This is a genomic window from Undibacterium sp. (assembly GCF_030683615.1).
GTDB classification, from domain to species: domain Bacteria; phylum Pseudomonadota; class Gammaproteobacteria; order Burkholderiales; family Burkholderiaceae_D; genus Undibacterium; species Undibacterium umbellatum.
Genome location: NZ_JAUXQE010000043.1, coordinates 162,917 through 184,233 on the forward strand (window position 1 = coordinate 162,917; position 21,317 = coordinate 184,233).

The 21,317-nt window shown below is 48.7% G+C and carries 25 protein-coding genes; 11 read left to right on the plus strand and 14 right to left on the minus strand.

The window, feature by feature from the left end:
- Positions 1-411 precede the first annotated feature (411 nt).
- From Q8K39_RS23895 to Q8K39_RS23910, 4 genes are all read left to right on the plus strand, one after another.
- The gene (locus Q8K39_RS23895) at positions 412-663 is read left to right on the plus strand and encodes a hypothetical protein (RefSeq protein WP_305263644.1); all 252 of its coding nucleotides are present in this window, start codon (positions 412-414) and stop codon (positions 661-663) included.
- Between the two features lie 44 nt (positions 664-707).
- A complete protein-coding gene (locus tag Q8K39_RS23900) occupies positions 708-911 on the plus strand; it encodes a hypothetical protein (RefSeq protein ID WP_186952368.1) in 204 nt (67 codons plus the stop codon).
- A gap of 69 nt (positions 912-980) precedes the next feature.
- Complete coding sequence (locus Q8K39_RS23905) at positions 981-1,397, plus strand: hypothetical protein (protein ID WP_186952366.1); 417 nt, start codon at positions 981-983, stop codon at positions 1,395-1,397.
- 383 nt (positions 1,398-1,780) lie between these two features.
- A complete protein-coding gene (locus Q8K39_RS23910; protein WP_305263645.1) occupies positions 1,781-2,413 on the plus strand; it encodes a response regulator transcription factor in 633 nt (210 codons plus the stop codon).
- Positions 2,414-2,467: 54 nt separating this feature from the next.
- Here Q8K39_RS23910 and Q8K39_RS23915 read toward each other — a convergent pair whose 3' ends face one another.
- Complete coding sequence (locus Q8K39_RS23915; protein WP_186952362.1) at positions 2,468-2,848, minus strand: response regulator; 381 nt, start codon at positions 2,846-2,848, stop codon at positions 2,468-2,470.
- Positions 2,849-3,199: 351 nt separating this feature from the next.
- On the opposite strand from Q8K39_RS23915, the gene Q8K39_RS23920 reads away from it, so the two are divergent.
- On the plus strand, positions 3,200-4,564 hold the full coding sequence (locus Q8K39_RS23920; protein WP_186952360.1) for a CHASE3 domain-containing protein: 1,365 nt from the start codon (positions 3,200-3,202) through the stop codon (positions 4,562-4,564).
- A gap of 34 nt (positions 4,565-4,598) precedes the next feature.
- On the opposite strand, the gene Q8K39_RS23925 is transcribed toward Q8K39_RS23920, so the two are convergent.
- Positions 4,599-5,312, minus strand: coding sequence for a Crp/Fnr family transcriptional regulator (locus Q8K39_RS23925; RefSeq protein WP_230413653.1), 714 nt, complete (start codon positions 5,310-5,312; stop codon positions 4,599-4,601).
- Positions 5,313-5,754: 442 nt separating this feature from the next.
- On the opposite strand from Q8K39_RS23925, the gene Q8K39_RS23930 reads away from it, so the two are divergent.
- A complete protein-coding gene (locus tag Q8K39_RS23930; RefSeq protein ID WP_305263646.1) occupies positions 5,755-6,219 on the plus strand; it encodes a glycine zipper 2TM domain-containing protein in 465 nt (154 codons plus the stop codon).
- A 75-nt stretch (positions 6,220-6,294) separates the two neighbouring features.
- Here Q8K39_RS23930 and Q8K39_RS23935 read toward each other — a convergent pair whose 3' ends face one another.
- From Q8K39_RS23935 to Q8K39_RS23960, 6 genes are all read right to left on the minus strand, one after another.
- On the minus strand, positions 6,295-7,509 hold the full coding sequence (locus tag Q8K39_RS23935) for an AI-2E family transporter (protein WP_305263647.1): 1,215 nt from the start codon (positions 7,507-7,509) through the stop codon (positions 6,295-6,297).
- 165 nt (positions 7,510-7,674) lie between these two features.
- Positions 7,675-7,851 (minus strand): CsbD family protein, encoded by a 177-nt coding sequence (locus tag Q8K39_RS23940; RefSeq protein WP_186952354.1) that lies wholly within the window; start codon positions 7,849-7,851, stop codon positions 7,675-7,677.
- A 231-nt stretch (positions 7,852-8,082) separates the two neighbouring features.
- The gene (locus tag Q8K39_RS23945) at positions 8,083-8,397 is read right to left on the minus strand and encodes a BON domain-containing protein (protein ID WP_186952353.1); all 315 of its coding nucleotides are present in this window, start codon (positions 8,395-8,397) and stop codon (positions 8,083-8,085) included.
- Positions 8,398-8,552: 155 nt separating this feature from the next.
- Positions 8,553-9,095, minus strand: coding sequence for a hypothetical protein (locus Q8K39_RS23950; protein WP_305263648.1), 543 nt, complete (start codon positions 9,093-9,095; stop codon positions 8,553-8,555).
- A 470-nt stretch (positions 9,096-9,565) separates the two neighbouring features.
- The gene (locus tag Q8K39_RS23955) at positions 9,566-10,807 is read right to left on the minus strand and encodes a hypothetical protein (protein WP_305263649.1); all 1,242 of its coding nucleotides are present in this window, start codon (positions 10,805-10,807) and stop codon (positions 9,566-9,568) included.
- A 15-nt stretch (positions 10,808-10,822) separates the two neighbouring features.
- Positions 10,823-12,151, minus strand: coding sequence for an MBOAT family protein (locus Q8K39_RS23960; protein WP_305263650.1), 1,329 nt, complete (start codon positions 12,149-12,151; stop codon positions 10,823-10,825).
- 296 nt (positions 12,152-12,447) lie between these two features.
- Here Q8K39_RS23960 and Q8K39_RS23965 point away from each other — a divergent pair, with 296 nt between their 5' ends.
- Positions 12,448-13,053, plus strand: a complete 606-nt coding sequence (locus tag Q8K39_RS23965; RefSeq protein ID WP_305263651.1) for a DUF4166 domain-containing protein — start codon at positions 12,448-12,450, stop codon at positions 13,051-13,053.
- Here the strand turns inward: Q8K39_RS23965 and ubiG are convergent.
- Positions 13,004-13,753: a bifunctional 2-polyprenyl-6-hydroxyphenol methylase/3-demethylubiquinol 3-O-methyltransferase UbiG gene (gene ubiG, locus Q8K39_RS23970; protein ID WP_230413612.1), complete on the minus strand. Its 750-nt coding sequence runs from the start codon at positions 13,751-13,753 to the stop codon at positions 13,004-13,006. The two genes, Q8K39_RS23965 and ubiG, sit on opposite strands and share 50 nt — an antisense overlap.
- A gap of 32 nt (positions 13,754-13,785) precedes the next feature.
- On the minus strand, positions 13,786-14,163 hold the full coding sequence (locus Q8K39_RS23975; protein WP_305263652.1) for a DUF393 domain-containing protein: 378 nt from the start codon (positions 14,161-14,163) through the stop codon (positions 13,786-13,788).
- A gap of 133 nt (positions 14,164-14,296) precedes the next feature.
- Here Q8K39_RS23975 and Q8K39_RS23980 point away from each other — a divergent pair, with 133 nt between their 5' ends.
- Entirely contained in the window at positions 14,297-14,617 is a 321-nt protein-coding gene (locus tag Q8K39_RS23980) for a metalloregulator ArsR/SmtB family transcription factor (RefSeq protein ID WP_186952347.1), read from the plus strand.
- 7 nt (positions 14,618-14,624) lie between these two features.
- Here Q8K39_RS23980 and Q8K39_RS23985 read toward each other — a convergent pair whose 3' ends face one another.
- On the minus strand, positions 14,625-15,281 hold the full coding sequence (locus Q8K39_RS23985; RefSeq protein ID WP_305263653.1) for a hypothetical protein: 657 nt from the start codon (positions 15,279-15,281) through the stop codon (positions 14,625-14,627).
- A gap of 211 nt (positions 15,282-15,492) precedes the next feature.
- On the minus strand, positions 15,493-15,729 hold the full coding sequence (locus Q8K39_RS23990; RefSeq protein WP_186952344.1) for a DUF2798 domain-containing protein: 237 nt from the start codon (positions 15,727-15,729) through the stop codon (positions 15,493-15,495).
- A 240-nt stretch (positions 15,730-15,969) separates the two neighbouring features.
- Between Q8K39_RS23990 and Q8K39_RS23995 the strand changes: the two genes are divergently transcribed.
- The 3 genes from Q8K39_RS23995 to bcsQ all read left to right on the plus strand — a co-directional run bounded on the left by Q8K39_RS23995 (position 15,970) and on the right by bcsQ (position 19,154).
- Positions 15,970-17,250 (plus strand): FAD-binding oxidoreductase, encoded by a 1,281-nt coding sequence (locus Q8K39_RS23995; protein ID WP_305263654.1) that lies wholly within the window; start codon positions 15,970-15,972, stop codon positions 17,248-17,250.
- A 41-nt stretch (positions 17,251-17,291) separates the two neighbouring features.
- Positions 17,292-18,260, plus strand: a complete 969-nt coding sequence (gene ftrA / locus Q8K39_RS24000) for a transcriptional regulator FtrA (protein ID WP_305263655.1) — start codon at positions 17,292-17,294, stop codon at positions 18,258-18,260.
- Between the two features lie 147 nt (positions 18,261-18,407).
- On the plus strand, positions 18,408-19,154 hold the full coding sequence (gene bcsQ / locus Q8K39_RS24005) for a cellulose biosynthesis protein BcsQ (RefSeq protein WP_305263656.1): 747 nt from the start codon (positions 18,408-18,410) through the stop codon (positions 19,152-19,154).
- An 11-nt stretch (positions 19,155-19,165) separates the two neighbouring features.
- Here bcsQ and Q8K39_RS24010 read toward each other — a convergent pair whose 3' ends face one another.
- Positions 19,166-21,034 (minus strand): polysaccharide deacetylase family protein, encoded by a 1,869-nt coding sequence (locus Q8K39_RS24010; protein ID WP_305263657.1) that lies wholly within the window; start codon positions 21,032-21,034, stop codon positions 19,166-19,168.
- A gap of 60 nt (positions 21,035-21,094) precedes the next feature.
- Positions 21,095-21,316, minus strand: coding sequence for a hypothetical protein (locus Q8K39_RS24015; protein ID WP_305263658.1), 222 nt, complete (start codon positions 21,314-21,316; stop codon positions 21,095-21,097).
- Between the last annotated feature and the right edge of the window lies 1 nt (position 21,317).

Sequence of the window (21,317 nt, forward strand, 5' to 3'; positions counted from 1 at the left end):
ATTTTGATTGCCTGCTATCTCTAGAGGCGGTGCAAGGTGCGGACATCTTTTCCTGTCACCACGTTTAGGTCACGACAGGCTTTTTGTCTTAGAGGCATGCCTCTTAGACATGGGTGCATACTAAAGTTATTGCTTATTTGAAAGTATCGGACATGGGCTTGCCAGCATGTAGGAACTGGGGAGGGTGCTACCGCTGTTGTCAGTGCCTGGAGTGCTATTTGCATATGCAGGGCAATATTTGCTGAACCTGATTTACTTCATCTATTCCTACAAAGGTGGGGGCCGGTGTCCTATATGGAGGGAAATGGGCCGATGCTAGTATGCATTGCAAGTCGATAGCAAATTCAGCTAGCTGCAGCAGTCAGACTTACCGCTCATCTCAGGATTCACCCATTTTCTGGAGAAATCAAAATGAATACATGTTTGCTCAAGAATGGCGCACTTTTCATCTACGGCTTGCTGCGTGTCGGTATTGGTCACTTGCTTGCCAGCTCTCAATGGCGCACCAGCGGCTACCAAATGATGACCAATGCCAGATGCCGGTTCGCTATTGGCGATGCGCAAAAGATCATCCGCCTATGCATCAAGCGCCAGCAAAGCAATCTCACTGCGCTCACTTCGCAAAGTTCTCAAAGTTCTCAAAGCTCTATTCCCCGATCCTGATCCTGGATGAGCTCAATCAATATCAATTCTTTCTGGAGAAATACATGATAGCTACCAAACACCTCTTCCTTGTTGCCGGTCTTGCCAGTTGGGCCTTGATGACGGCTTTCGGCAAGAAACTGTATCAGGAAAAAAATGCCACCAAAAAATTGCAAAAAACCGAGATGAGTACCTGGGAAGGCGAAGGTGGCAACCTGCCACCGAAAGTAAGCCGGCCAGCCACGGATAATACTGCAGCCCCCCAATAGTTCTTGAACAGTATGCTGATGCCCTGACACTGCCAGGCATCAGTCAGCCACTATGCAAAAGGAGTCATCATGCCAAATAATGCAAATAATTCTGCCACACGTGTCAATGCAACGGTGGCCGACAATATCAACCATCCTGCCATCCCCTTCCCTACCGGAGATAACCCTCCGCCATTGGCTAAACAAGTGCCTGCGCCGGTAGCTGAGCAAGTAGTTGAGCAGATCAAGGAAAAAACTGCAGAAACAGTTAAGCCGGTGGCTGAAAAACTGACTGTACTAACAGAGCAGGCAGCCAGCAAATTAAACGCCAGTGCCAGTCAGGCAGTGGCGAAGCTATGTGAGCATAGCGAAAAACTCTATGTATCGCAGGCGAAATTGCTGGATACCTGCCGCGTGCAAGTCAGAAAACAGCCCATGACCATACTGGGAGTGGCAATTGCCACTGTAGTGGCCTTGGGAGTCTTGTTCCATCGGCAGCCACGCTAGCAAACGCCTGTTCAGAATTGTGGCCTCATCGTTTCCGGGAAACAGTAAGAGCTAATTATCTTGCTGTTTCTTATCCCGGCAGAATATGTATTACGTGCGTGTATTGTCTGCGCCAAAATTTTTTCCACATTTTGTGTGAAAACCCGCTCTGCAAGGAGTAAGCCCGTAGGTTTATCACGCATGGTGCGACAAAGCCACCCCATATTTGGTCCAGGTGCTATGCTATAGGCAGATGCAGAGGACTTATCGCAACAATATCCTCTCGCATGGAAATCTCCATCGCATTCAAAACCTGATACAGTGAAATGCATTGTTGCCAGCGGTGAAGCCGTGTTGAAACACGTTGACGTAGTTTTGTGTATTCCCAAATTTGAAGGAAGAAAATGATACGTATCGCAGTCTGTGACGACCATCAAATTGTACGGGCCGGCTTCAGGCAGATATTTTCTGAAGTGAACGATTTCGAAGTAGTGGCAGAGGCCACGACCGGGCGCGAAGCGCTGGACATCGCCAGAAGAGATGCATGTGATGTCATGTTGCTCGATATCAGCATGCCCGATCAGAGCGGTATCGACACCTTGCGTACAATCAAGCAGGGCCAGCCAAACTTGCCTATCCTGATTTTAAGTGGATACCCAGCGCAGCAATATGCCGTAAATCTCTTGAAAATGGGGGCTAACGGCTATCTTAACAAAGAGTGCGATGCCGAAGAGTTGATCAAGGCCATCCGTACTGTATCCACCGGGCGTCGCTATGTCAGTGCAGACGTGGGTGAAATCCTGGCCCAGGGCTTTGACCATAATGCAGAAACTGCCTTGCATACTGAGCTGTCTGACCGTGAATTTCAGGTATTTTTAAGATTGGCAAAGGGTGAATCGGTATCTGATATTGCCGTCACACTGTCACTGAGCGTAAAAACCGTCAGCACCTATCGTACCAGGGTCATGGAGAAAATGAATTTGCAATCCAATTGTGACCTGACTTATTACGCCATGAAGAATAATTTGCTGGAATAAGCATTATCCAGCTATGACCATTGCAGGCCGGAATCAATGAAATTTGATGGTACTTTAATGAGCCAGCGCCTGTATGTGATCAACCAGGCTGTCCATTTCACGGGATTTATCAAAAAAGCCTTCTGCTCCCAAAGACATGGTGCGGGTTTTTAAAGCATTGCTGGGGTTGCTGGTAAATACCAGGCGGGAGCCATAATGACGGCCATCACTTTTCAAGCCGGAAAGGACGGCCAGCCCGCTACCTTCCCGCAAACCGATGTCCACGATGGCGACATCCCATTCGATAGAGCGCAATTGATTCAAAGCCTCTTTTTCACTTTCTGCGAAACCGATGACCTCTACATTGTCCGTCTGCTGCAAAACCTCTATCAGCACTGAACGTATTCTTTGCGCATCTTCGATTAAGAATACTTTTAATTTTTTCTTGACGTCCATTTTTTTCCATACTCAGACGAACTGAAATTTGTCGGAATTACACCGATGGTCTAAGTCTTACCAAATTTTTATGCGCGTTAACTATGTTTTATTCTAAGGAGACTGAGCTTGATTGGCAATAAGCACAGGCGGAATCATTTGTAGGAAAAAACCTACTGCTTCATATTTCAGGGGCAAAAAAAATTTCCCCAGAATTTAAGACACATAATTTATCAATTCAGGTATTGTTTTTCACAGACGAAAAATAAAAATTTGTCGACCTGAAAAAAAATGACTGGAAACCTGTATGACTGACTTTGATTTTTTTCAACAAGCACATGATCATTTCAGACACTCTTCGAGGGAATTTTCATGAAAAAAAACACATCGACTTCCATACCGCTGTACATCACGTTTTTGTTTGTTACCTGCCTCGTGATCTTGACAGGCAATGCCTACAACGCTTACCAGAACCTGGAAAAACTCAAGACCAATAATGATTGGGTAGAACACACCTGGAGCGTCAAAGATAAACTCAAGGATATCAATCTGCTTATCATGGATTCAGAAAGCAGCTTGCGCGGCTATTTCATGTCGGGCAATGAGATTTACCTGCGCCCCTGGGATATCGCCAAGAGCAAGCTGGAAGATGATTTCAAGGAGCTTGAAAAACTATTGCGCAACAATCCTTCGCAGATCAAAAACCTGTCGGAGTTGCGCAAACTGTATGACAGCAAGGCCAGAGTTTTTGAACATGGCATCTCGAGTTATAGAGAATTTGGACTGACAGGTATCATAGAATTATCTAAAGTGGGTGAAGGGCGGGAAGTCATGGATGAAATCAGGCTGCTTGATATCATCATGGAAAAAGAAGAAAACGAAGCACTGGTAGCCAGACGTACCAATTTTTACAATGAATACAAGGATGCGCTGTTCTTTGGCACCGCCACCAATTCGATTGCCTTGCTGGTCCTGATCTTGTTCTATCGCCTGATCTATCGCAGCTTCCATAAGCAGCGCGGAATAGAGAATGCATTGAAGATCGCCAACGATAATCTGGAAAGCACGGTATTAAAGCGGACCGAACAATTATCCGTCTTGTCGCATCACCTGTTGAATGTCTCGGAAAACGAGAAGGCTAAACTGGCGCGCGAACTGCACGATGAAATGGGCTCCAATCTGACAGCCATCAGCATGGATATCTCTGTCGTCACTGAAAAGCTCAAGGACAAGGAGCCTGAACTGGCCAAACAATTGCAAAGAACCAAACGCGCCCTGCTGGATACCGTCGATTTGAAGCGTCGTATCATCGAGGATTTGCGACCCAGCATGCTGGACAATCTGGGCTTGTCTGCTTCCATACAACACTATTGCGAAGAAGCGACTGCAATCGCCGGATTGTCGTATGTGACCGATATTACAGAAGATTTCGACACCCTGGACCCTTCCTGGTCGATTGCCTTGTTTCGTATTACCCAGGAATCAGTCAACAATGTCATCAAGTATGCACAAGCCACCGAGGTCAAGATCAGTTTGAAACGTACTGACAAGGGCTTGTGGTTGCAAATTCTTGACAATGGCATAGGCATACAAAAGGATGCCATTACCAAGCCGAAAGCACATGGCATACTGGGCATGCGTGAACGCGCCCTGCTGCTGGGCGGAAGCTTTTCTGTCAAGCCTGGTGAAAAAAATCAGGGAACTGCCATAGAAGCTTTCATTCCCTTTCCGACATAAGAACTGTTTGCGTAATTATTGCCCGATTAAGGCATCAGCAAGCAGTCAGCATACGTTCAAACTCTTGCCTTGAAACGCGATAGCACTCTCCGGCATGCATTTCCAGGCCCTCGCGATCGAGCATGGTGATGTTGCCGCGCTTGTACTGTATCAGGCCTTCCTGCTGTAATTTGCCAGCTGCTTCTGTCACTGTCTCACGGCGTACACCCAGCATGTTGGCAATCATTTCTTGGGTCACCTTTAGTTCATTACCGTGCAGTCTGTCCATTCGGTCGAGCAACCAGCGCGACAGTTGCTGATCGACAGAGTAGTGGCGCCCAGACACAGAGTTTTGGGCCATCTGGGCAAACAGTGCCTGGGTATAGCACATCAACAATTGCGGCAACTTCCCTCCCCTGGCGTTGGCTTCTTTCAACACCGAGGCCTTGAGTTTGTAAGCATCACCGGCAGATTGCACCATGGCTGTACCCATGGCACGTTCGCTCATCAGGGCAGAAATGCCGAGCAAGCCTTCATAGCCAGTGACTCCTATTTCGGTAACATCACCATCTGCCAGCACATACAGCAAAGCAACGATGGCGGTAGTTGGAAAATAGACATGCGACAGCTTGGCACCATATTCATAGAGTTCTTTACCAAAGGGCAAATGGACCAGTTCGAGATGTGGCAACAGAAAGGCCAGCTCATCATCAGGCAAGGCCGCCAGAATATCGTTTTGCATCGGCTCGTCAAGCAAGCCAAAATCCATGGGGAGTGATACAGCCGGCGTGTAGCTGACTGAATATCTGCGATGCAATGTCCCTGCGGTGGTCAGCGAAGGATATGCAGTCATAGAAATGTGGGGCTGCGTACTATTCATTTTTTCCCCTCTTATCAAAATTATTGAATGTCGTGCCGTGTTTGTGTTAACCATCAGATGATTCTTTATGTCGACATCGCGTATTTATTGGTGCGTTTCTTGATGTCCGTCAAACTGATTACACTGTAGTTTTTTATTCTTGAAACTGGCATCAGAGAGTCTGGCAGCCGCTTGTACGCTGAACACGCTGGGATATGTGGGATAGTTCCTACAGCCATCCTGTTTTATTACAAATATCTTCGATCACATTGAAGATAAAGTACGCTATCGCACCGACAAAGATCTTCACTATGCATACGATTTACCACATCACCAACAGTGGAGTATCATCATGAACATCTATAAGAAATCTGCCATCGCTGTGAGTATTGCTGCCTCTGCCCTGCTCACAGGTTGCGGTACTAACTCACCATCGATGACTACGGCTTATCCAGCCTCACAATCGCCCTATAGCAGCTATGGCGTCATTGAATCCATACAGGTAGTACAGGTATCAAGTGAAAACCGGGGGCCTGGTGCCGGCGCTGTAGTCGGCGGTATCGTTGGCGGCATTTTGGGCAACCAGGTAGGTGGTGGCCTGGGTAATGCAGCAGCAACGGCTGTTGGCGTGGTTGGCGGTGCAATTGTCGGCAACAATATCGAAAAGAATAATCGCAACCAACAGGTCCGCGAGGCATATCAAATCAGCGTGCGCCTGGACAATGGTGCATATCAATCCATCGTGCAGGATAATATAGTCGATCTGCGTGTCGGTAATCGTGTGTATGTGAAGGACAATTACGTGTATCGAAACTAAGATTTAGCACACGACACTGGTAAAAAAAATCATTCCCTGCTGGAATGATTTTTTATGCCGGATTGAAATCTACTTTTATTCGCTCAATAATTCTGCCACAGTTTGCATGCCATCTACATGCTCAGCAACGACCTTCACTATCACGATAATAGGCACACCCAGCAATAAACCCCATGCGCCCCACAACCACCCCCAAAACAAGAGTGAAATAAAGACGGCTGCAGCATTCATGCGGGTGATGCGCCCAGTCATCCAGGTAGTGACCACTGTACCAACCAGGGTGGCAATGGCAATTGAAACGCCCGCAACCAACAAGGCCATGGAGATGGTGCCAAACTGCACATAGGCAATCAAACAAGCGGCCAGAGCCATCAGTATGGAACCAAAATAAGGGATGACGTGCAGTAGACCGCTGGTCAACGCCCAGGCACCTGCATTTTCCAGTCCGATGAGGTGAAACGCAATCCAGGTCAGCAAGGCCAGCAATCCATTGGTGACTAACAGCATGAACATGTATTGCTGCACTGAAGTGTTGATCTTGCCCAGTATTTGCACAGTAATGCGCTTCTGCGTCAAGGAAGGACCCGTAATCTTGACCAGCTTGCGTTTGAATTTGTCACCAGAGAGCAGCAGAAAGAAAATAAGAAACAACATCATGACTGTCTGACTTAACAAATCCATGATGCCTAATGATCCTGCCAGCAGTAATTCGCGCAGTTTGAGTACCGGCGTTTCACTGACCACTGTTTTCTTCACAGTTGGCTGTACCCCAGTGGTTGCCTGGCTGGTTGCTTTTTCTATCTCTGTGGCAGCCGTTTGCATTCTTTGCATAAAACCGGCCTGGCCATATTGCAGCTTGCTCATTTCGCTGGAAAATTTACGCGTAGCCACTGGCAACTGGTCAAGAATGGCATTGAATTCTGTATGCAGGGAATTGATTTGCGTCGCGAAGATCGTCAATACACTGATCATCACCACCGTAGTAGCGACGACACGCGGCAGCCGCAGGCGTTGCAAGGCGTTGACCAGAGGGGCCAGGGTATAGGCAATGAAAATACCAAAGGTCAGTGGAATGAAAAACCGTTGCGCAGCGCGCAGGGCAAAAACAAAAGCGACGGTTGCAAGTATGGTCAAGGCCACGCCACGGACATTGACATGAACACCGGGAAATAATTGAGCTTGCGTTTCAGATGCGGCAACTGGCTTGGAATCAGGGGTGACAGTGCCGACATCTGCTTGATCGAGATCACCCTCATTTGCCGGAGGCGTTGTTGGTATAGGCAGATCCATCGCTTTGTCCACTGGTTGTATTTTTCAATAAGCTTGATCAGACAGTAATTTTGAACACCTGTCGGAATGCTTCAACTGTCTTTATGGATGGAGATATGAAGACAATGGCCAAACTAGACTTTTGCGTCATCATTCACAACGCAAAAGCCTGGAAGACCACTGGAATTAATTTTTGTCTTTGAGTGCTTCTTTGACATTACCCATGCTTTTTTGCATGCTGCCTTCTATCTGCTTGGCAACTCCTTTGACTTGCTGCTCCTTATTGCCGACCAGCTTGCCTGCTTCTTGCTGGACTTTACCTGCAACTTTTTTTGCTGCGCCTTTGACCTGGTCTGAATTCATCTTGAAACTCCTGTTTAAAAGTATAAATTTGCATAAAACCTATGTACTTCCATCAACTCAGAATACAGAGTTTCTTACTTCGCCTGATAAAAGTAGCACTAGATTAAATTGGTAAGGATATTTTTTCGGTGCGCTAGCGAACACACCCAGAATATTCTTGCGCATGTATGCAACATGCGTTCGAGCGACGCGAGCACCATATGTAATAGCGTACTCGCGTCTTAAACAATGCTATTTCACGCGAATATCATTTTTTACTGACTTCACGCCTTTGACTCCACTTGATACACTGACAGCCTTGCTGGCAGAACCAGGGTCAGCCACGAAACCACTCAGTTGAACGATACCCTTGAAAGTTTCAACATTGATTTCACTTGCTTTCAAGGTCGGTTCATTGACTATGGCAGCTTTCACTTTGGTGGTAATGACTGTGTCATCGATGTACTCGCCTGCACTTTCCTGTTTGGAAGTTGACGCACAACCGACGATGCTGAGCATGATACTTGCCAGAAAAATGCCCATGATTTTATTGACGAAGTTATTCATTTTTTTCTCCTTGAGCAGGTTTTCAACCTGGTAGATTTGAGATGCAGGAAATACTTTTTTTTGGAATTGCTTTAAAAACGTGCTAACTAAGGTGCACAACAAGCTGACAAGTGCGACATGAAGCCAGCCAGTAGATTGAAGTCCAGCGAACCGTATTACTTGTACTGATTCTTAGCTGTCGAGACACAGGCATCTTTGGATGGGCCAGACATGGCATCACATTTTTCTATCGCCACTTTGTAATTAGCATCATTGGCTGTAGTGGCAGCGTCCACTTTGGCATCAAAGATTTTCTTGCCTGCCTTGGCATCAGCCGTGGCTATTTTTTGCACGGCCTTGGCTTCTTTTTTGCAGACATCTTTATCATTACCCGACTTGTCATCGCATTTTTCTTCAGCGAGCGCGTATTCAGCATCCGCGACGTCGATAGCTGCCTTGGTATGATTTTTTGCTGTATTGTCGTATGTCACCAGCGCGACTGCCTTGTTGCGGGTACGCACAACTTTGGCTTCTTCTACACAAATGTCTTTTGCATTGTCTTTCAAGGCATCACACTTGGCTTTAGCGACCTTAAAATCAGCTTCGGCACGTTCTTCCGTCGCTTTGAAGTTTGCTTTTGCCACGTCGGTAGCAGCAAAACTGGAACTTGCAATAAAACCTGCAGTAGAGATCATTAGGATAGAAATGACTTTTTTCATGATGTTTCCTTTATTAAAAAAAGAACTGATTAGCCTGATTAATTTTTCAAATCACTAATGCAGAGGCATGGAATGTATCGTAACAGCGCGCCAGGTACCCAGATATAGGACACGGGACCGCCGTTTTGTAGGACTGGAAGAAATGGGCAGGGCAAAGGCCTGGAGCGAGCAAGGCGATTCGGGATGCAGTGCAAGGCGTGACGCGCAGCTAAGGCTGGTGCCTTAGCAAGCGGCGCAAGGTAGCAATGCGCCCGAATCGCCAGTTCCCGGAGGGCTTGCCTAATAACGCAGGCTGGACTGCGTTGGATTCGTTGTCAATAGATCCGATATTGACTGCCTCGTCCATAGTTTTACCATTGGCCAGCCCACTTTATGAGGTAAACGCATCTCACCTCTATTTATGAAATGAGTTCTGCTATGTTGTGCGAACATACAGTGGCTGTCTGGACGGGCTGCCACAATAATAGAAATTATTGACCTGCCTTTAACAGGATGCCGCCATTTCTATCGAAATAGGACACTGCTGCATCGTGGAAGACATACAGTATCTGGTCAGGGGCGTATTCTTTGAGCAAAATCTGTTTGAAGCTGGCTTGCTCTTTATCACTAAGTTGATTGATGCTATTTAAAGACACATGCCAGACTTCGCCATAATATTCTGAAAAGAAGCCTGCGACGCCCTGACCGAATGAATCTGAAATCAGGAGCAGTTTAGGGCCTCGACTATCGCGATGGCGATAGCGTGAGACATCTCCTATCTTGCTGGCCGTCTCGATAAACTCAGGGAAGCAGGCAACACCAAGACAAGCAACGATGCCCGCTTTGACATAATCAGGATCATGGGTAGGTACAGTCAGCGCTACCCCAGGCAAGAATTGCTGTATATCGGATGGGACATCATGCAGATTGCTCGTCAGTGTCACCAGCCTTTTGCGGTGCAGGTAATTTTCTGCGACCAGTTGTGCTACAGGTTGCGGGCCACTGCCTGTCCAGTGAAAGGTATTCTTTGGAAATACAGCCATGTTTTTCTTGAACGCCTGCATTTCTGCCAACGGATAAATGATTTTATCTTTCAGTTCCGGCAAGGACTTGAGTGCGGCTATGATGCCCGGCAAGCTGGGCGTGTATTGCGCACATTGCTGTTGCAGCCAGTCTGGTAATTTATCTGCATAGACCACTGGCTTGGTAGGCACCAGTAACAGATAACTCTCTGCTTTGACCTGTACAGCCATTTGCATGAAGTCAGTTGCGGTCCTGACTATCTCTGCCCGGTCTTTCTCTCCGACGTTTTTCCCGCACAAAAAATGTATCATGCCCAAGGGAGTATTGGCAGCGTGCGAATTGAAGAAGATGTAGCCATCTTTACCGGCAGTCAGTTGCACCGCATTGATATCGCCAAGCACGTGATAGCGCAGTTGGTTATTCCATGCCACCAGATTATTTCTGAGGCCGAAATTATCATTGAGATAGCTATCGACTGCCGCCGGGAATTTCAAGGTTTCCGACCATGTACTGGGTAATGTCGGCTTGGTGGCGAGTGCACGGTTTTCTATACCTGGGCCTTGCAGTTTACCACTCATATGGACCAGGGCTGGCGTCAGCAAGATGCCAAAGATAGCCAGCAAATAAATGATGCGCCCGTAAAGACGTTTTTTTGTTGCGGCCTGAAAACTAGAAGAGCTGGATGGGCTGGATGGGCTGGAATAATGCATGGTAGTAGGCCAGCCTCAGAAACGGAAGTAGATGAAAGGATTGTATGCTCCCGTCGCCAGGCTGGTTGCTGACAACAGGAACAACATCAGGCTGATCACGGGTGCAAACACCTTGGCAGGGGCTTGTGGCTTGTTCAATGCTTGCAAGAGGGGTGTCGATACCAGTACCCCTGCGACCAGGCCTGTAATAACGGTGCCATTCACGAAGCTCATGACGGGTGCGAGCGCATTGTCTGCAGGCATGCCGCCAAGCATGGCCGCCAGGTAGTGCAGGGCTTGTGTAAAACTGTCACAGCGGAAGAATACCCAGCCCACCATCACGACCAGGACGGTATAGACGTGTCTGAACGGCCTTGGCAAACCCACCATGGCTTTTTGCAAGCCTATACGTTCCAGCACCAGGAAGCTGCCGTGATATAAGCCCCAGACAACAAAAGTCCAGCTCGCACCATGCCATAATCCACACAGGAAAAACACGATAAACAAATTACGGTAAGTAGCCATGCTGGAGCCGCGGTTACCGCCCAGTGGTATATACAGATAATCACGGAACCAGCGCGACAGGCTGAGATGCCAGCGCTGCCAGAATTCAGTGATCGATTGGGCGATATAGGGGTAATTGAAATTACGCGGAAAAGTAAAGCCAGTGACCAGGCCCAGACCTATCGCCATATTTGAATACCCAAAGAAGTCAAAATAGATTTGCAAGGTATAGCAAGTGATGCCCAGCCAGGCACTGGCCATACCCAGGGCTTCTGGTGCCAATGAAAATATCTGGTCTGCTGGCAAGGCGACGCTATTGGCAATCAAGACTTTTTGCGCCAGTCCAAGGACGAATATCTTGATACCCAGCTCCACCCGGCGCAAAGTATGGTGGCGCTGGTGCAATTGCCTGGCGATAGTGGAAAAACGTATGATGGGCCCGGCAATCAATTGCGGGAACATGGTGATATACATGGATAGTGCAAACAGGTCTTTTTCATGCCTGGTCTTTTTGCGATAGACGTCCACCAGATAGGAAATTGCATGAAAAGAAAAGAAGGATATTCCCAAAGGCAGGGTAACAGCATCCACTTCTGGCATGGTGAAACCCAATTTACCCAGCACGGCGACAAGACTGTTCAAGGCAAAATTAAAGTATTTGAAGTAGGCCAGCAATACCAGATTAAAAGCGATGCCTGCGATGAAGATGGCTTTGCCTGTCCCTCCTTTTTCCTGGGCCTTGCCCACACCTAGCCCGCACACATAATTGAGCAAAATGGAAATCAGCAGTAATGGTAAATTTTTTGGCTCGCCCCAGGCATAAAAGATCAGGCTGGCGACCAGCAAGATCATATTGCGCATTTGGCGAAATGGCAGCGCAAAGTACAAGACGATGAATATCGGTAAGAAATAAAATAAAAAGGTAACCGTACTAAAAACCATGTCTTGTACTTTCTTGTAGCAGCGCCTGCATGTATGGCGCTAAAGGCATCTGCAAAATATGTGTTTGGTGCGGGATTTTAATGCCAGAGAGGGCAAAAAAGAAGCAGAACATCGGTTTTGCCAGATCAGGCCACAATTTACGGTGCAAGAAAAAGCAAATGTAGGCATCCTGATGAAGAAATACGGTTTTTTGATTTCAGATTTACAATAGCCGCATGCTGACAGAAAACCTTACCCCTAATCCCAAAATAAACTCGACACAAGCCTGGTTTGGCGACGCTTTTCAAGACTTGCATCCCCTTTTACAGCAATTGCATATCCAGGGTGGCACACTGGAAGGCGAGATCGATATCACACTGGGCAAGGGCCTGGCTGGCTTCCTGGGCCGTAGGCTGGCAAAAAAACTAGGGGTGCCGACCCGGAATGTGCAAACTGGCTATAAAGTCAGCATCAGCCATCAAGCAGGCAAACTGGTCTGGGCCAGGCAATTCATCGGGCCTGACGGTGCTTCGCAAGACCTGGTGTCTGAATTTGTGCCGTACGGTCATTATCCACACGGCTATTGGCAGGAGAGTACCGGGCTCATGCATTTCCGGCTGACAGTCGATATCCTCAAAGGCGGGGGCTGGAATTGGCGCATACTCGGGGCCAGCTTGCATGGTGTACCAATACCGGTGCGACTGTTCCCGCAATCGAAAGCCTACAAATGCATAGAAGACGGGCGCTATGCCTTTTATGTGGGCTGTGTCATGCCTGGTCTCGGTGAGCTGTTCAGCTACTCTGGCTTGTTGGACCTGAAACCTGCAATGGCTTCTGCATAGCCAGCAAATAACCGACGCCCATAAATCCATGCAGACGGAAGGTTTGCGTCAATGGGTTGTAGCCCAGGCCACGCTGCTCGTGCAGGACCAGACCAGACGTATTTGCCATGTCCAGTAACTCCGCAGGTTTGATAAAGCGCGCATGTTGATGCGTGCCGCGTGGCAGTATGCGCAAGATATATTCAACTGCTACTATTGCCAGCACATAACTGAGCGGATTGCGGTTAATCGTGGAAAAAAATACCCAACCACCAGGTTTCACCATATCGGCACAAGCCTGAATGACGGCTGCCGGAGATGGTACATGTTCCAGCATTTCCATGCAGGTGATGAGATCATATTGCCCCGCATGCTGTTGCGCCCAGGTTTCTGCACTGCTTTTGGCGTAGCACACATCCACGTCCTGGCCTTGCGCATGCCATTGTGCTATCTGCAGCGGCTTGTCCGCCAGGTCTATGCCAGTGACTTGCGCACCCTTGCGTGCCATGGATTCTGCCAGTATGCCACCGCCACAACCTACATCCAGCACCTGTTTCCCAGAAAGCTGTGCAAGGCTGTTTATCCATTCAAGCCGGTGCGGATTTATCCTGTGCAGGGGTTTGAACTCTGAATTTTCGTCCCACCAGCGACTTGCCAGCTTATTGAAGCGCGCCAATTCGGCGGGATCTGCGTTGTTTTCCATGATGTCGATTGTGTTCATCGTGTTCTCCACGGGGAAATGAATTTTGTTATCTACCAGTGGCCGCGCCTGCGATTCCAGCGGTAGAGCTGTCTGGCGACAAAGTTGTACATGGGCCGGGTAAAGAAGCTGAGTCGCAATGTCAGCCAGGCCAGCCAGCGTCTGCCTTTGGTCTGCGTCCAGATTGCGGCCAATGCCTGCTCACCCACCAATATCTCGCCATTGGCATTTCGCACATGCAGGCGCTCACGCACGACCTCCAGTTCAATATTGATTTCGTTGATTGCCTCTGGTTGGGTATGAACATCGACCCAGTTAATCTGACATGTCTGCATGCGCTGACGCTGGTCGCGTATGCCAGCATCGCAGACTGGGCAAGCACTGTTGTAGTAAACCGTGGTAGTCGCTGTTATGTTTTTCTCGGCATCCATGATGTCTAACTCATCAATGTAAAACTCATGAAACAAGCATAAACTATATTTAGCTAAATGCCTAATTATCTAATTAACTTCACCGATTTCATGCTAAGTGCTATGATGGAATATCTGTTTTAATTTACTGAATATGGAAAAAGTTTTTGAAGCCCTGGCATCCACGCCACGCAGGAAAATTCTGGCTTATTTATCGGAGACTGAATTGTCTGCCGGTGACATTGCTGCGCGTTTCGAGATGACCAAGCCTTCATTGTCCAAGCATTTGCGGATACTGGAGTCGGCAGGACTAATCGTCAGCGACAAGCGAGGGCAATTTGTTTTTTATCGCTTGCAGGGAGATAACCTGGCCAATACCCTGGCCTCGTTTATGCAGGCAGTATGCCCGGTATCCAAAGCCCTGAAAAAAGAAAGCAAGGCTTTGGCTGCGCAGAAAAAACTGGAAATTAAATAGTGCCAAACTATTCAACCAGCTCCAGCAGTTCTATGTCGCACATTTTAATTTCCCTCATGGCTTTGAATATAGCCAGCGTGGCATCGGGCGGTGCGTCATTTTTGCTTACAAATAATTTCTTGATCAAGTAAGCCATGCGATTTTTCTGGAAATCGTAATAATCATTTAGTATTCGCTCTACTGCCACTACCTGAGCCTGCAATTCCAGTTCCACCATGGGTGAAATCCAGTCTATGCGCCAGCTAATGTTGGCGCCACTGTCAAGATCAAGATCACCCAGGACAGTATTGAAGCCTAAGATTTCACAAGCCAGTGCATGGCTAAAATCTTTATCATGGAATTTTCTTAAAGCCCCTAAACCAAAATCAATCAGATATTGCTCTTCCACAATGCAGACTGCATGGCCTTCCTTTTGCTTGTCCTGAACATAGCCTTTGTAGCCTACATAGAAAATATTATTGTCTTGCTTGATTTCGGCATAGCAGCCTTGCACTCTGGCGCGATAACCTTTTTCTGTCAGCAACTGTGTCAGCATGGCTGACATGGCAAAACAGCAGCTACCGTATTGTTGGAAAAAATCGATAGTTTCAAAGTCATCGGCAATCTGTCTCAGTTCATGAGCCAGTTGGCGATCCTTTACTACCTTGAGAAATGCGGTGTTCATTATTGCGAATTAAGCTGGTGAGAGCCTTTGCAGCTCTGCACTAGCGATGAAACTGTTTACAAGAAGCAATAATATGAAGTTCACAATGCCACATTCGTGACAAATGGTAATGACTTGTAAGCAGATGTTACTCATCTACCTGACTCGACAGGCACTTGCATCTGGCCGTTCAGTAAGAAATGCCTGATGTATCAAACTGTCCGATGAAGATTTAGCGTGGTGCCTCGACCAGCAAGCTGGTCATGCGCCTGACCAAAGGCAAAACCAGCAGCAAAGTAGGAAATGCCACCATCCAGGACAAAGCCCAGGAGCCCATCCAGATCGGCAGGAAATGATCAACCAGGCCTACACTGCGCAAGGTGCTGATCAGTGACACGATAAAGGTCATCAATATCGACAAGAGGAAAGGCATGACCAATCCGGCATAGCGTGCGGGCAATTTACGCATGGGGTAATCCGGGCTTATTTTTCAGTTTCATCAAAATCCCGTAAGCAGGCCTGCACACGCAGTTGGAGGCTGTAGTAGCTTTAGTAAGTTGATGTCTAGGATTTGGGAATTGTGATGGCACAGTGTAATTGGCACCACAGCAAATGTAAAGTAATCCCCCCCCTCATACCGAAAGAACAGACTTGCCAGCTATATGTTGTTACGTGTAACTTGGCGGCTTTTAGTCGCTTTATCCAGGCCATGATTCCCCAAGAAAATCTGACGCATACTTTTTATCAGGCGACAGCCCCGTCTGCTGATTACCCCCATTTGCAAGAAGATCTGGAATGTGAAGTCTGCATCATCGGTGGCGGCTTTGCCGGGCTTGCCACAGCGCTGGGCTTGGTGGAACGTGGTGTCAGCAATATTGTCTTGCTGGAAGCAGAACAAATTGGACATGGCGCATCAGGCCGCAATGGTGGTTTTGTGTTTGGCGGCTTCAGCCTCGACAATGCTGACCTGATCAAACAAGTGGGCCGCGAATCTGCCCGCCGCTTGTATCAGTTGACGCTGGATGCGGTCGCCTTGATACGCCAGCGTATTAAGCAATATGACATGGATTGCGACATCAACGAAAGCGGCGTAGTGCTGGCTAACTGGTTTGATGATGCCCGAAAATTGCAGGATCAAAGAGAATTCATGTTGCGTGAATTTGAGGTCGACTGGACGCCCTGGTCGCGCGAGCAAACCCGTGCAGCCTTACACAGTGAAAGATATTTTGGTGCCTTGCATGAAAAAAATGCCTTTCATTTTCACCCGCTTAAGTATGCACAGGCTTTGTCCAGGGTATTGAGTTCACAAGCTGTGCGTGTATTTGAACAAAGCCGTGTCAGCGCCATTGAAACCGACAGCGCTGAAAAACTGGTGCGTACCAAAAATGGCACGGTGAAAGCCAGACATGTGGTGGTCTGTTGCGGCGGCTATATAGAAAGCCTGTATCCGCAACTGGCACGCTCGGTGTTGCCTATCGCCACCTATGTCATGGCAACAGAGAAACTAGAGAACAAATTGGCCACTGCCATGCAAACTGCAGCGGCCGTGTATGACACTCGCTTTGCTTTCGATTATTACCGGCCATTGGCTGATAGCCGCCTGCTGTGGGGTGGCCGCATTTCCATCCGTGAAAGACAGCCCGCCGAAGTTGCCGCACTGTTATACAAAGACATGCTGAAAGTGTATCCACAACTGGCTGGCAGCAAAGTGGAGTATGCCTGGAGCGGCCTGATGAGTTATGCCCAGCACAAGATGCCGCAAATTGGTTGCCTGCCAAATGGGGTATGGTATGCCATGGGTTTTGGTGGTCACGGTGTGGCACCAACTACCCTGGCAGGCGAGGTAGTTGCTCAAGCGATAGCCAACCAGCAGCCCTTGCCAGACGGGCTGAATCAGTATGGTTTGCCACCCAGTTTTGGCAAGCTGGGACTAATGGCTGCGCAATGCGCCTATTGGTATTATGAATTGCGTGACTGGATGCGCGAGTAAACAATTTATGTCGCAATACGTGTTTACGGTAAGATCTTGCCATGAAATCTCATCTCGTTGTCGCCCTTGTCTATGACCAACTGTGCACCTTTGAATTTGGCTGCACGGTAGAATTATTCGCCCTGCACCGCCCTGAACTGGGCGTGGACTGGTATGGCTTTGCTGTTTGCGCTGCGGAAACCGGCAAATTACGGGCCGCAGGTGGCATCACTGTAGAAGTGCCGCATGACCTGGAGATGCTGGATAAGGCAGATACCATCATCATCCCCGGCTGGCGCGATGCCGATGAAATGCCACCAACCGCCTTACTCGAAAAAATCCGTAATGCCCATGCGCGCGGCACCCGCATTTGCAGCATCTGCTCTGGTGTATTCATTTTGGCAGCGGCAGGCGTACTGGATGGCAAAACCGTCACCACACACTGGCGTTACGCAGAAAAATTGCTCAAGCGTTATCCTCATATCCAAGTGCAGACCAATGCATTGTATGTGGACCAGGGCCAGATCATGACTTCTGCCGGTTCTGCTGCGGGTCTCGACATGTTGCTGCATCTGGTACGCAAGGATCATGGTGCCAAAGTGGCCAACCTGGTAGCACAGCGTCTGGTCGTGCCACCACACCGTGAAGGCGGCCAGGCACAATTTGTCCCCCGCCCCATGCCCAGCGATGAACATGCACGCCTGGCCAAACTGATGGACTGGATCAGGGCCCACCCTGCCCTGCCGCATAATCTGGCATCAATGGCAGAAAAAGCGGCGATGAGTACCCGCACCCTGCAACGTCACTTCAAGGACAGTACAGGCCTGGCCCCCGGTGAATGGCTGATACGTGAACGGGTTGCCATCGCCAAGGAATTACTGGAATCCCCCAGCACCAGCCTGCCACAAGTTGCCGAATTGGCTGGCTTTGGCTCAGAAGAATCACTGCGCCGCCATTTTCGTCGCATCGTGGCAAATAGTCCGGGCAATTATCGCAAGCAATTTTCTGACGCTAGTGCCATTCATCCCTGATCACGCTATCAACAGGCTTTGGGCTTATCAAAGCAGGCAAATGCGGGTAAACTGCCTGTCGCGCTTGTGGAGCCTACATAGCCAACTAAAGCCATCACATCCCTGCTCCTACAAAAAACAGTACCCGCCTGTCAGATAAAAAGAATCATGCAAGTAATCTCTCTCATTTCCGGCAAAGGCGGTGTCGGCAAGACCACGCTGACTAGTAATCTCGCCATCGCACTCAGCCAGCGCAACAAGCGGGTACTGGTCATTGATCTTGATCCGCAAAATGCAGTGCGCCATCATCTGGGCATGGATCCCTATGATGATGCTGGCCTGGTCCGCGAAGGCATCTTCCCTGAAGTGATTTTTGAAAGCCCCTTCGGCGTCGACTTCATCCCTTTTGGACGTGTCACTGAAGAAGAATTGCTGGAATTTGAAGCTGGCCTGGAAGCAAGACCAACCTGGGTGGCAACGGCGCTGCAGGGCCTGCAAAGTATTGACTATGACTACATCCTGCTCGATACGCCGCCTGGTGCCACGGTATATTTGCCGCAAGCCTTGAACGCTGCAGCCAGGGCACTAATCGTGGTACTGACAGACGCGGCCTCGTACTCCAGCCTCAGGAAGATTTTAAAATTGCTGGCAGAATACAAAAAAGATCCTGCGAACAGAATGGCAACTACTCACATATTACTGAACCAGATGCAGGAAGACAGCGAACTGGCACAACAAGTCAGGGCCGCCATGATGGATAGCTATGGCAGCAAGATGGCCCCTATGGTCATCCACAGAGATGCATTGGTGCCTGAAGCCCTGGCTTATGAAAGATCAGTCTTGCAATACGACCCTCATGCGCAAGCCAGCCGCGATATCCAGCATCTGGCAGACTGGCTGGCAAGCCGGAACTAGAACCAGGGATTCTAGTTAAAAACCGCCTGGTAAGCATAATTGCCAGGCTCCAGCGTTTCAAAAACGATAGCAGCGCGAAAATCATCGATGCGTTTTACTGTGGCTTTCGGCATGCCTATCTTTAATCCCAATACATTTGGCAATTGGGATTTTTGTGGCAACATCAAAATCAGGCTGGCATTTGCCAGCGGCTTTTTGCCCGTGACAGTCATATCGAATTCAATACGTTTTCCTGCAATGCTGGAAGATAATTTCAATCTATCACGCTCATGCCACCAGTCAGCAACTTGTGAAGATGATGCCAGCCAGACAGTATTTCTATTTGCCTTCAGATACGCCAGATACGCCGGGAAGGCCTGCGTCAGCAAACTGTTTTCTTCAAAACTCTGGCTATGCACACTGAGCAAGCCCAGCGCGCCCATTTGCTTGCTGGTTTCTGCATCGCTGATCAGTGCCTGCCTGGTTTGCTCAAGGTCAAGTTGTTCCTTGTTCAAATTGAGGTCGTCACGCTGAGTGCGGGGTAACAAGATCATGGCCTTGTCCTGGCTAATACCATCAATCTTGACAAAAACTGGCAAGCGGCCTTCGCTGCTATTGGGATCGGTCACATGGTGCAGGAAACCATTTTTTTGCAAGAGCGACTGTGTAGTTTGGTCATAGCCCTCCAGAGGTGCGCGAAAACCGGTGATGGCAGACAGATCAGGCAAGATGGATTTCAAATCTTCTCGCATGGCATTGATGCGTTTTTCCTGCTCATTCAGGCCCTGCTCTTTGAAGCTGATATGGGTATCGCCGTGATAACCGATATCATACTCACGCGCCAACTGTTTCATCTCTGCAGGGAATTGTTTTGCCACAGAAGTCAGCACATAAAAACTGCCGCGGTAATTGATGCTGCGTATCAGGGATGCAAAACGCAAGGCATTGGCAAAGCCTTCTTCAGTATCCATCTCAATAATTTGCGCCGCATATTTTCCTTCTGGCCAGGCAGCGCGCAACAGTGCCGGTCTTCTCTGCAACCAGCTCAGGGTGTCATCGACCAGGCTGTAAATGGGATAAGGCTGTGATTCCCAGGCTGATTCGGCAAATGCAAACACGGCGCTGCGGCCGCTATCGGCGCTGGGTTCTGCGTATAGCACGGCAGATTCATTTTTCCTTTCCGGCTCTTGCACTCTGGCCCAGTCCATAATGCTGGCTGCGCCCTCCCCGCTAAAACGCAACAGGCTTTCCGATGCATTCCCCAACCAGATGCGCTGACCGGCAGGCTGGCTATGTGTCAATGGAGTCTCGCCATTCAGGATGAGGAATCTGGCTTTGGATTCAAGCGCGATTTCTCCTTTGGAAGTCGCACCCATGGCTTCCAGGAATTGCCAGCCTGCCCATTCACCTTTTTCATTGCGAGTGCCAGTGGCCCAAGTTGCCAAAAGAGCGCCGCCACGGGCGCGATATTCCTGCAAGCTGGTGCGCTCTTGCTCACTGAGTGCTACTGCTGATGCCAGTACCAGCACGCCATCCTTGATATTGCTTAGCTCTTGCGGGTCAGAAATTTCTTTGAAGCTGAGCTGGCGCTGCTTGGCATAGGCACGCCAGGGAGTTAACAAGCGATCATAGTTGCCGCCTATGGAGGCAAAATAACTGCGGGTATTCGGTGAGGCATACAAGTACAAACCCTTGGATGCGGGCGTGGAATTAACCCCGCCAGCAGACTTGAAAGGAGTTTGCAGATTGAATTCCGGCATTTGCCAGCCCAGCACCTGCATGGATGACAGGTAGGCAAACACGGATACCGCCATGCCCAGCACGATCAAAGCCAATAGATAAATACCTATGCGGCGGTAAGCAGGCCGGTTTTCAAAACCGCCAGGGTCTTCTGTTTGCATGAAAATTTGAACCAGTGAAACGGGTGGAAACTACAATATCTACAATAACTGCACAAATAGCTAAGACGGTTTATCTGCTGATGAAGCATTTGCCTGCTTGCCAGGCACATAGCGCTTCAGGAAAATTGGCTGCATTTCGCCATGCTCTTCTGCTGTGGGGTCTTTACGTTTTGGCTTGCGCTTATCGCGCAATTTGAAGGCAATATAAGCGGCAACACCGACCACCAGCGTGCCTATGGTGGTGATCAGTATCACGGTTGCCAGTATAGAAATCAGGTCCATA

What these genes read in the sequence shown, in the direction of transcription:
- Q8K39_RS23895 (WP_305263644.1), top strand. Translation starts at nt 412, where the DNA reads ATGAATACATGTTTGCTCAAGAATGGCGCACTTTTCATCTACGGCTTG.
- Q8K39_RS23900 (WP_186952368.1), top strand. Translation starts at nt 708, where the DNA reads ATGATAGCTACCAAACACCTCTTCCTTGTTGCCGGTCTTGCCAGTTGG.
- Q8K39_RS23905 (WP_186952366.1), top strand. Translation starts at nt 981, where the DNA reads ATGCCAAATAATGCAAATAATTCTGCCACACGTGTCAATGCAACGGTG.
- Q8K39_RS23910 (WP_305263645.1), top strand. Translation starts at nt 1,781, where the DNA reads ATGATACGTATCGCAGTCTGTGACGACCATCAAATTGTACGGGCCGGC.
- Q8K39_RS23915 (WP_186952362.1), bottom strand. Translation starts at nt 2,848, where the DNA reads ATGGACGTCAAGAAAAAATTAAAAGTATTCTTAATCGAAGATGCGCAA.
- Q8K39_RS23920 (WP_186952360.1), top strand. Translation starts at nt 3,200, where the DNA reads ATGAAAAAAAACACATCGACTTCCATACCGCTGTACATCACGTTTTTG.
- Q8K39_RS23925 (WP_230413653.1), bottom strand. Translation starts at nt 5,312, where the DNA reads ATGGATTTTGGCTTGCTTGACGAGCCGATGCAAAACGATATTCTGGCG.
- Q8K39_RS23930 (WP_305263646.1), top strand. Translation starts at nt 5,755, where the DNA reads ATGAACATCTATAAGAAATCTGCCATCGCTGTGAGTATTGCTGCCTCT.
- Q8K39_RS23935 (WP_305263647.1), bottom strand. Translation starts at nt 7,509, where the DNA reads ATGGATCTGCCTATACCAACAACGCCTCCGGCAAATGAGGGTGATCTC.
- Q8K39_RS23940 (WP_186952354.1), bottom strand. Translation starts at nt 7,851, where the DNA reads ATGAATTCAGACCAGGTCAAAGGCGCAGCAAAAAAAGTTGCAGGTAAA.
- Q8K39_RS23945 (WP_186952353.1), bottom strand. Translation starts at nt 8,397, where the DNA reads ATGAATAACTTCGTCAATAAAATCATGGGCATTTTTCTGGCAAGTATC.
- Q8K39_RS23950 (WP_305263648.1), bottom strand. Translation starts at nt 9,095, where the DNA reads ATGAAAAAAGTCATTTCTATCCTAATGATCTCTACTGCAGGTTTTATT.
- Q8K39_RS23955 (WP_305263649.1), bottom strand. Translation starts at nt 10,807, where the DNA reads ATGCATTATTCCAGCCCATCCAGCCCATCCAGCTCTTCTAGTTTTCAG.
- Q8K39_RS23960 (WP_305263650.1), bottom strand. Translation starts at nt 12,151, where the DNA reads ATGCGCAATATGATCTTGCTGGTCGCCAGCCTGATCTTTTATGCCTGG.
- Q8K39_RS23965 (WP_305263651.1), top strand. Translation starts at nt 12,448, where the DNA reads ATGCTGACAGAAAACCTTACCCCTAATCCCAAAATAAACTCGACACAA.
- ubiG (WP_230413612.1), bottom strand. Translation starts at nt 13,753, where the DNA reads ATGAACACAATCGACATCATGGAAAACAACGCAGATCCCGCCGAATTG.
- Q8K39_RS23975 (WP_305263652.1), bottom strand. Translation starts at nt 14,163, where the DNA reads ATGGATGCCGAGAAAAACATAACAGCGACTACCACGGTTTACTACAAC.
- Q8K39_RS23980 (WP_186952347.1), top strand. Translation starts at nt 14,297, where the DNA reads ATGGAAAAAGTTTTTGAAGCCCTGGCATCCACGCCACGCAGGAAAATT.
- Q8K39_RS23985 (WP_305263653.1), bottom strand. Translation starts at nt 15,281, where the DNA reads ATGAACACCGCATTTCTCAAGGTAGTAAAGGATCGCCAACTGGCTCAT.
- Q8K39_RS23990 (WP_186952344.1), bottom strand. Translation starts at nt 15,729, where the DNA reads ATGCGTAAATTGCCCGCACGCTATGCCGGATTGGTCATGCCTTTCCTC.
- Q8K39_RS23995 (WP_305263654.1), top strand. Translation starts at nt 15,970, where the DNA reads ATGATTCCCCAAGAAAATCTGACGCATACTTTTTATCAGGCGACAGCC.
- ftrA (WP_305263655.1), top strand. Translation starts at nt 17,292, where the DNA reads ATGAAATCTCATCTCGTTGTCGCCCTTGTCTATGACCAACTGTGCACC.
- bcsQ (WP_305263656.1), top strand. Translation starts at nt 18,408, where the DNA reads ATGCAAGTAATCTCTCTCATTTCCGGCAAAGGCGGTGTCGGCAAGACC.
- Q8K39_RS24010 (WP_305263657.1), bottom strand. Translation starts at nt 21,034, where the DNA reads ATGCAAACAGAAGACCCTGGCGGTTTTGAAAACCGGCCTGCTTACCGC.
- Q8K39_RS24015 (WP_305263658.1), bottom strand. Translation starts at nt 21,316, where the DNA reads ATGGACCTGATTTCTATACTGGCAACCGTGATACTGATCACCACCATA.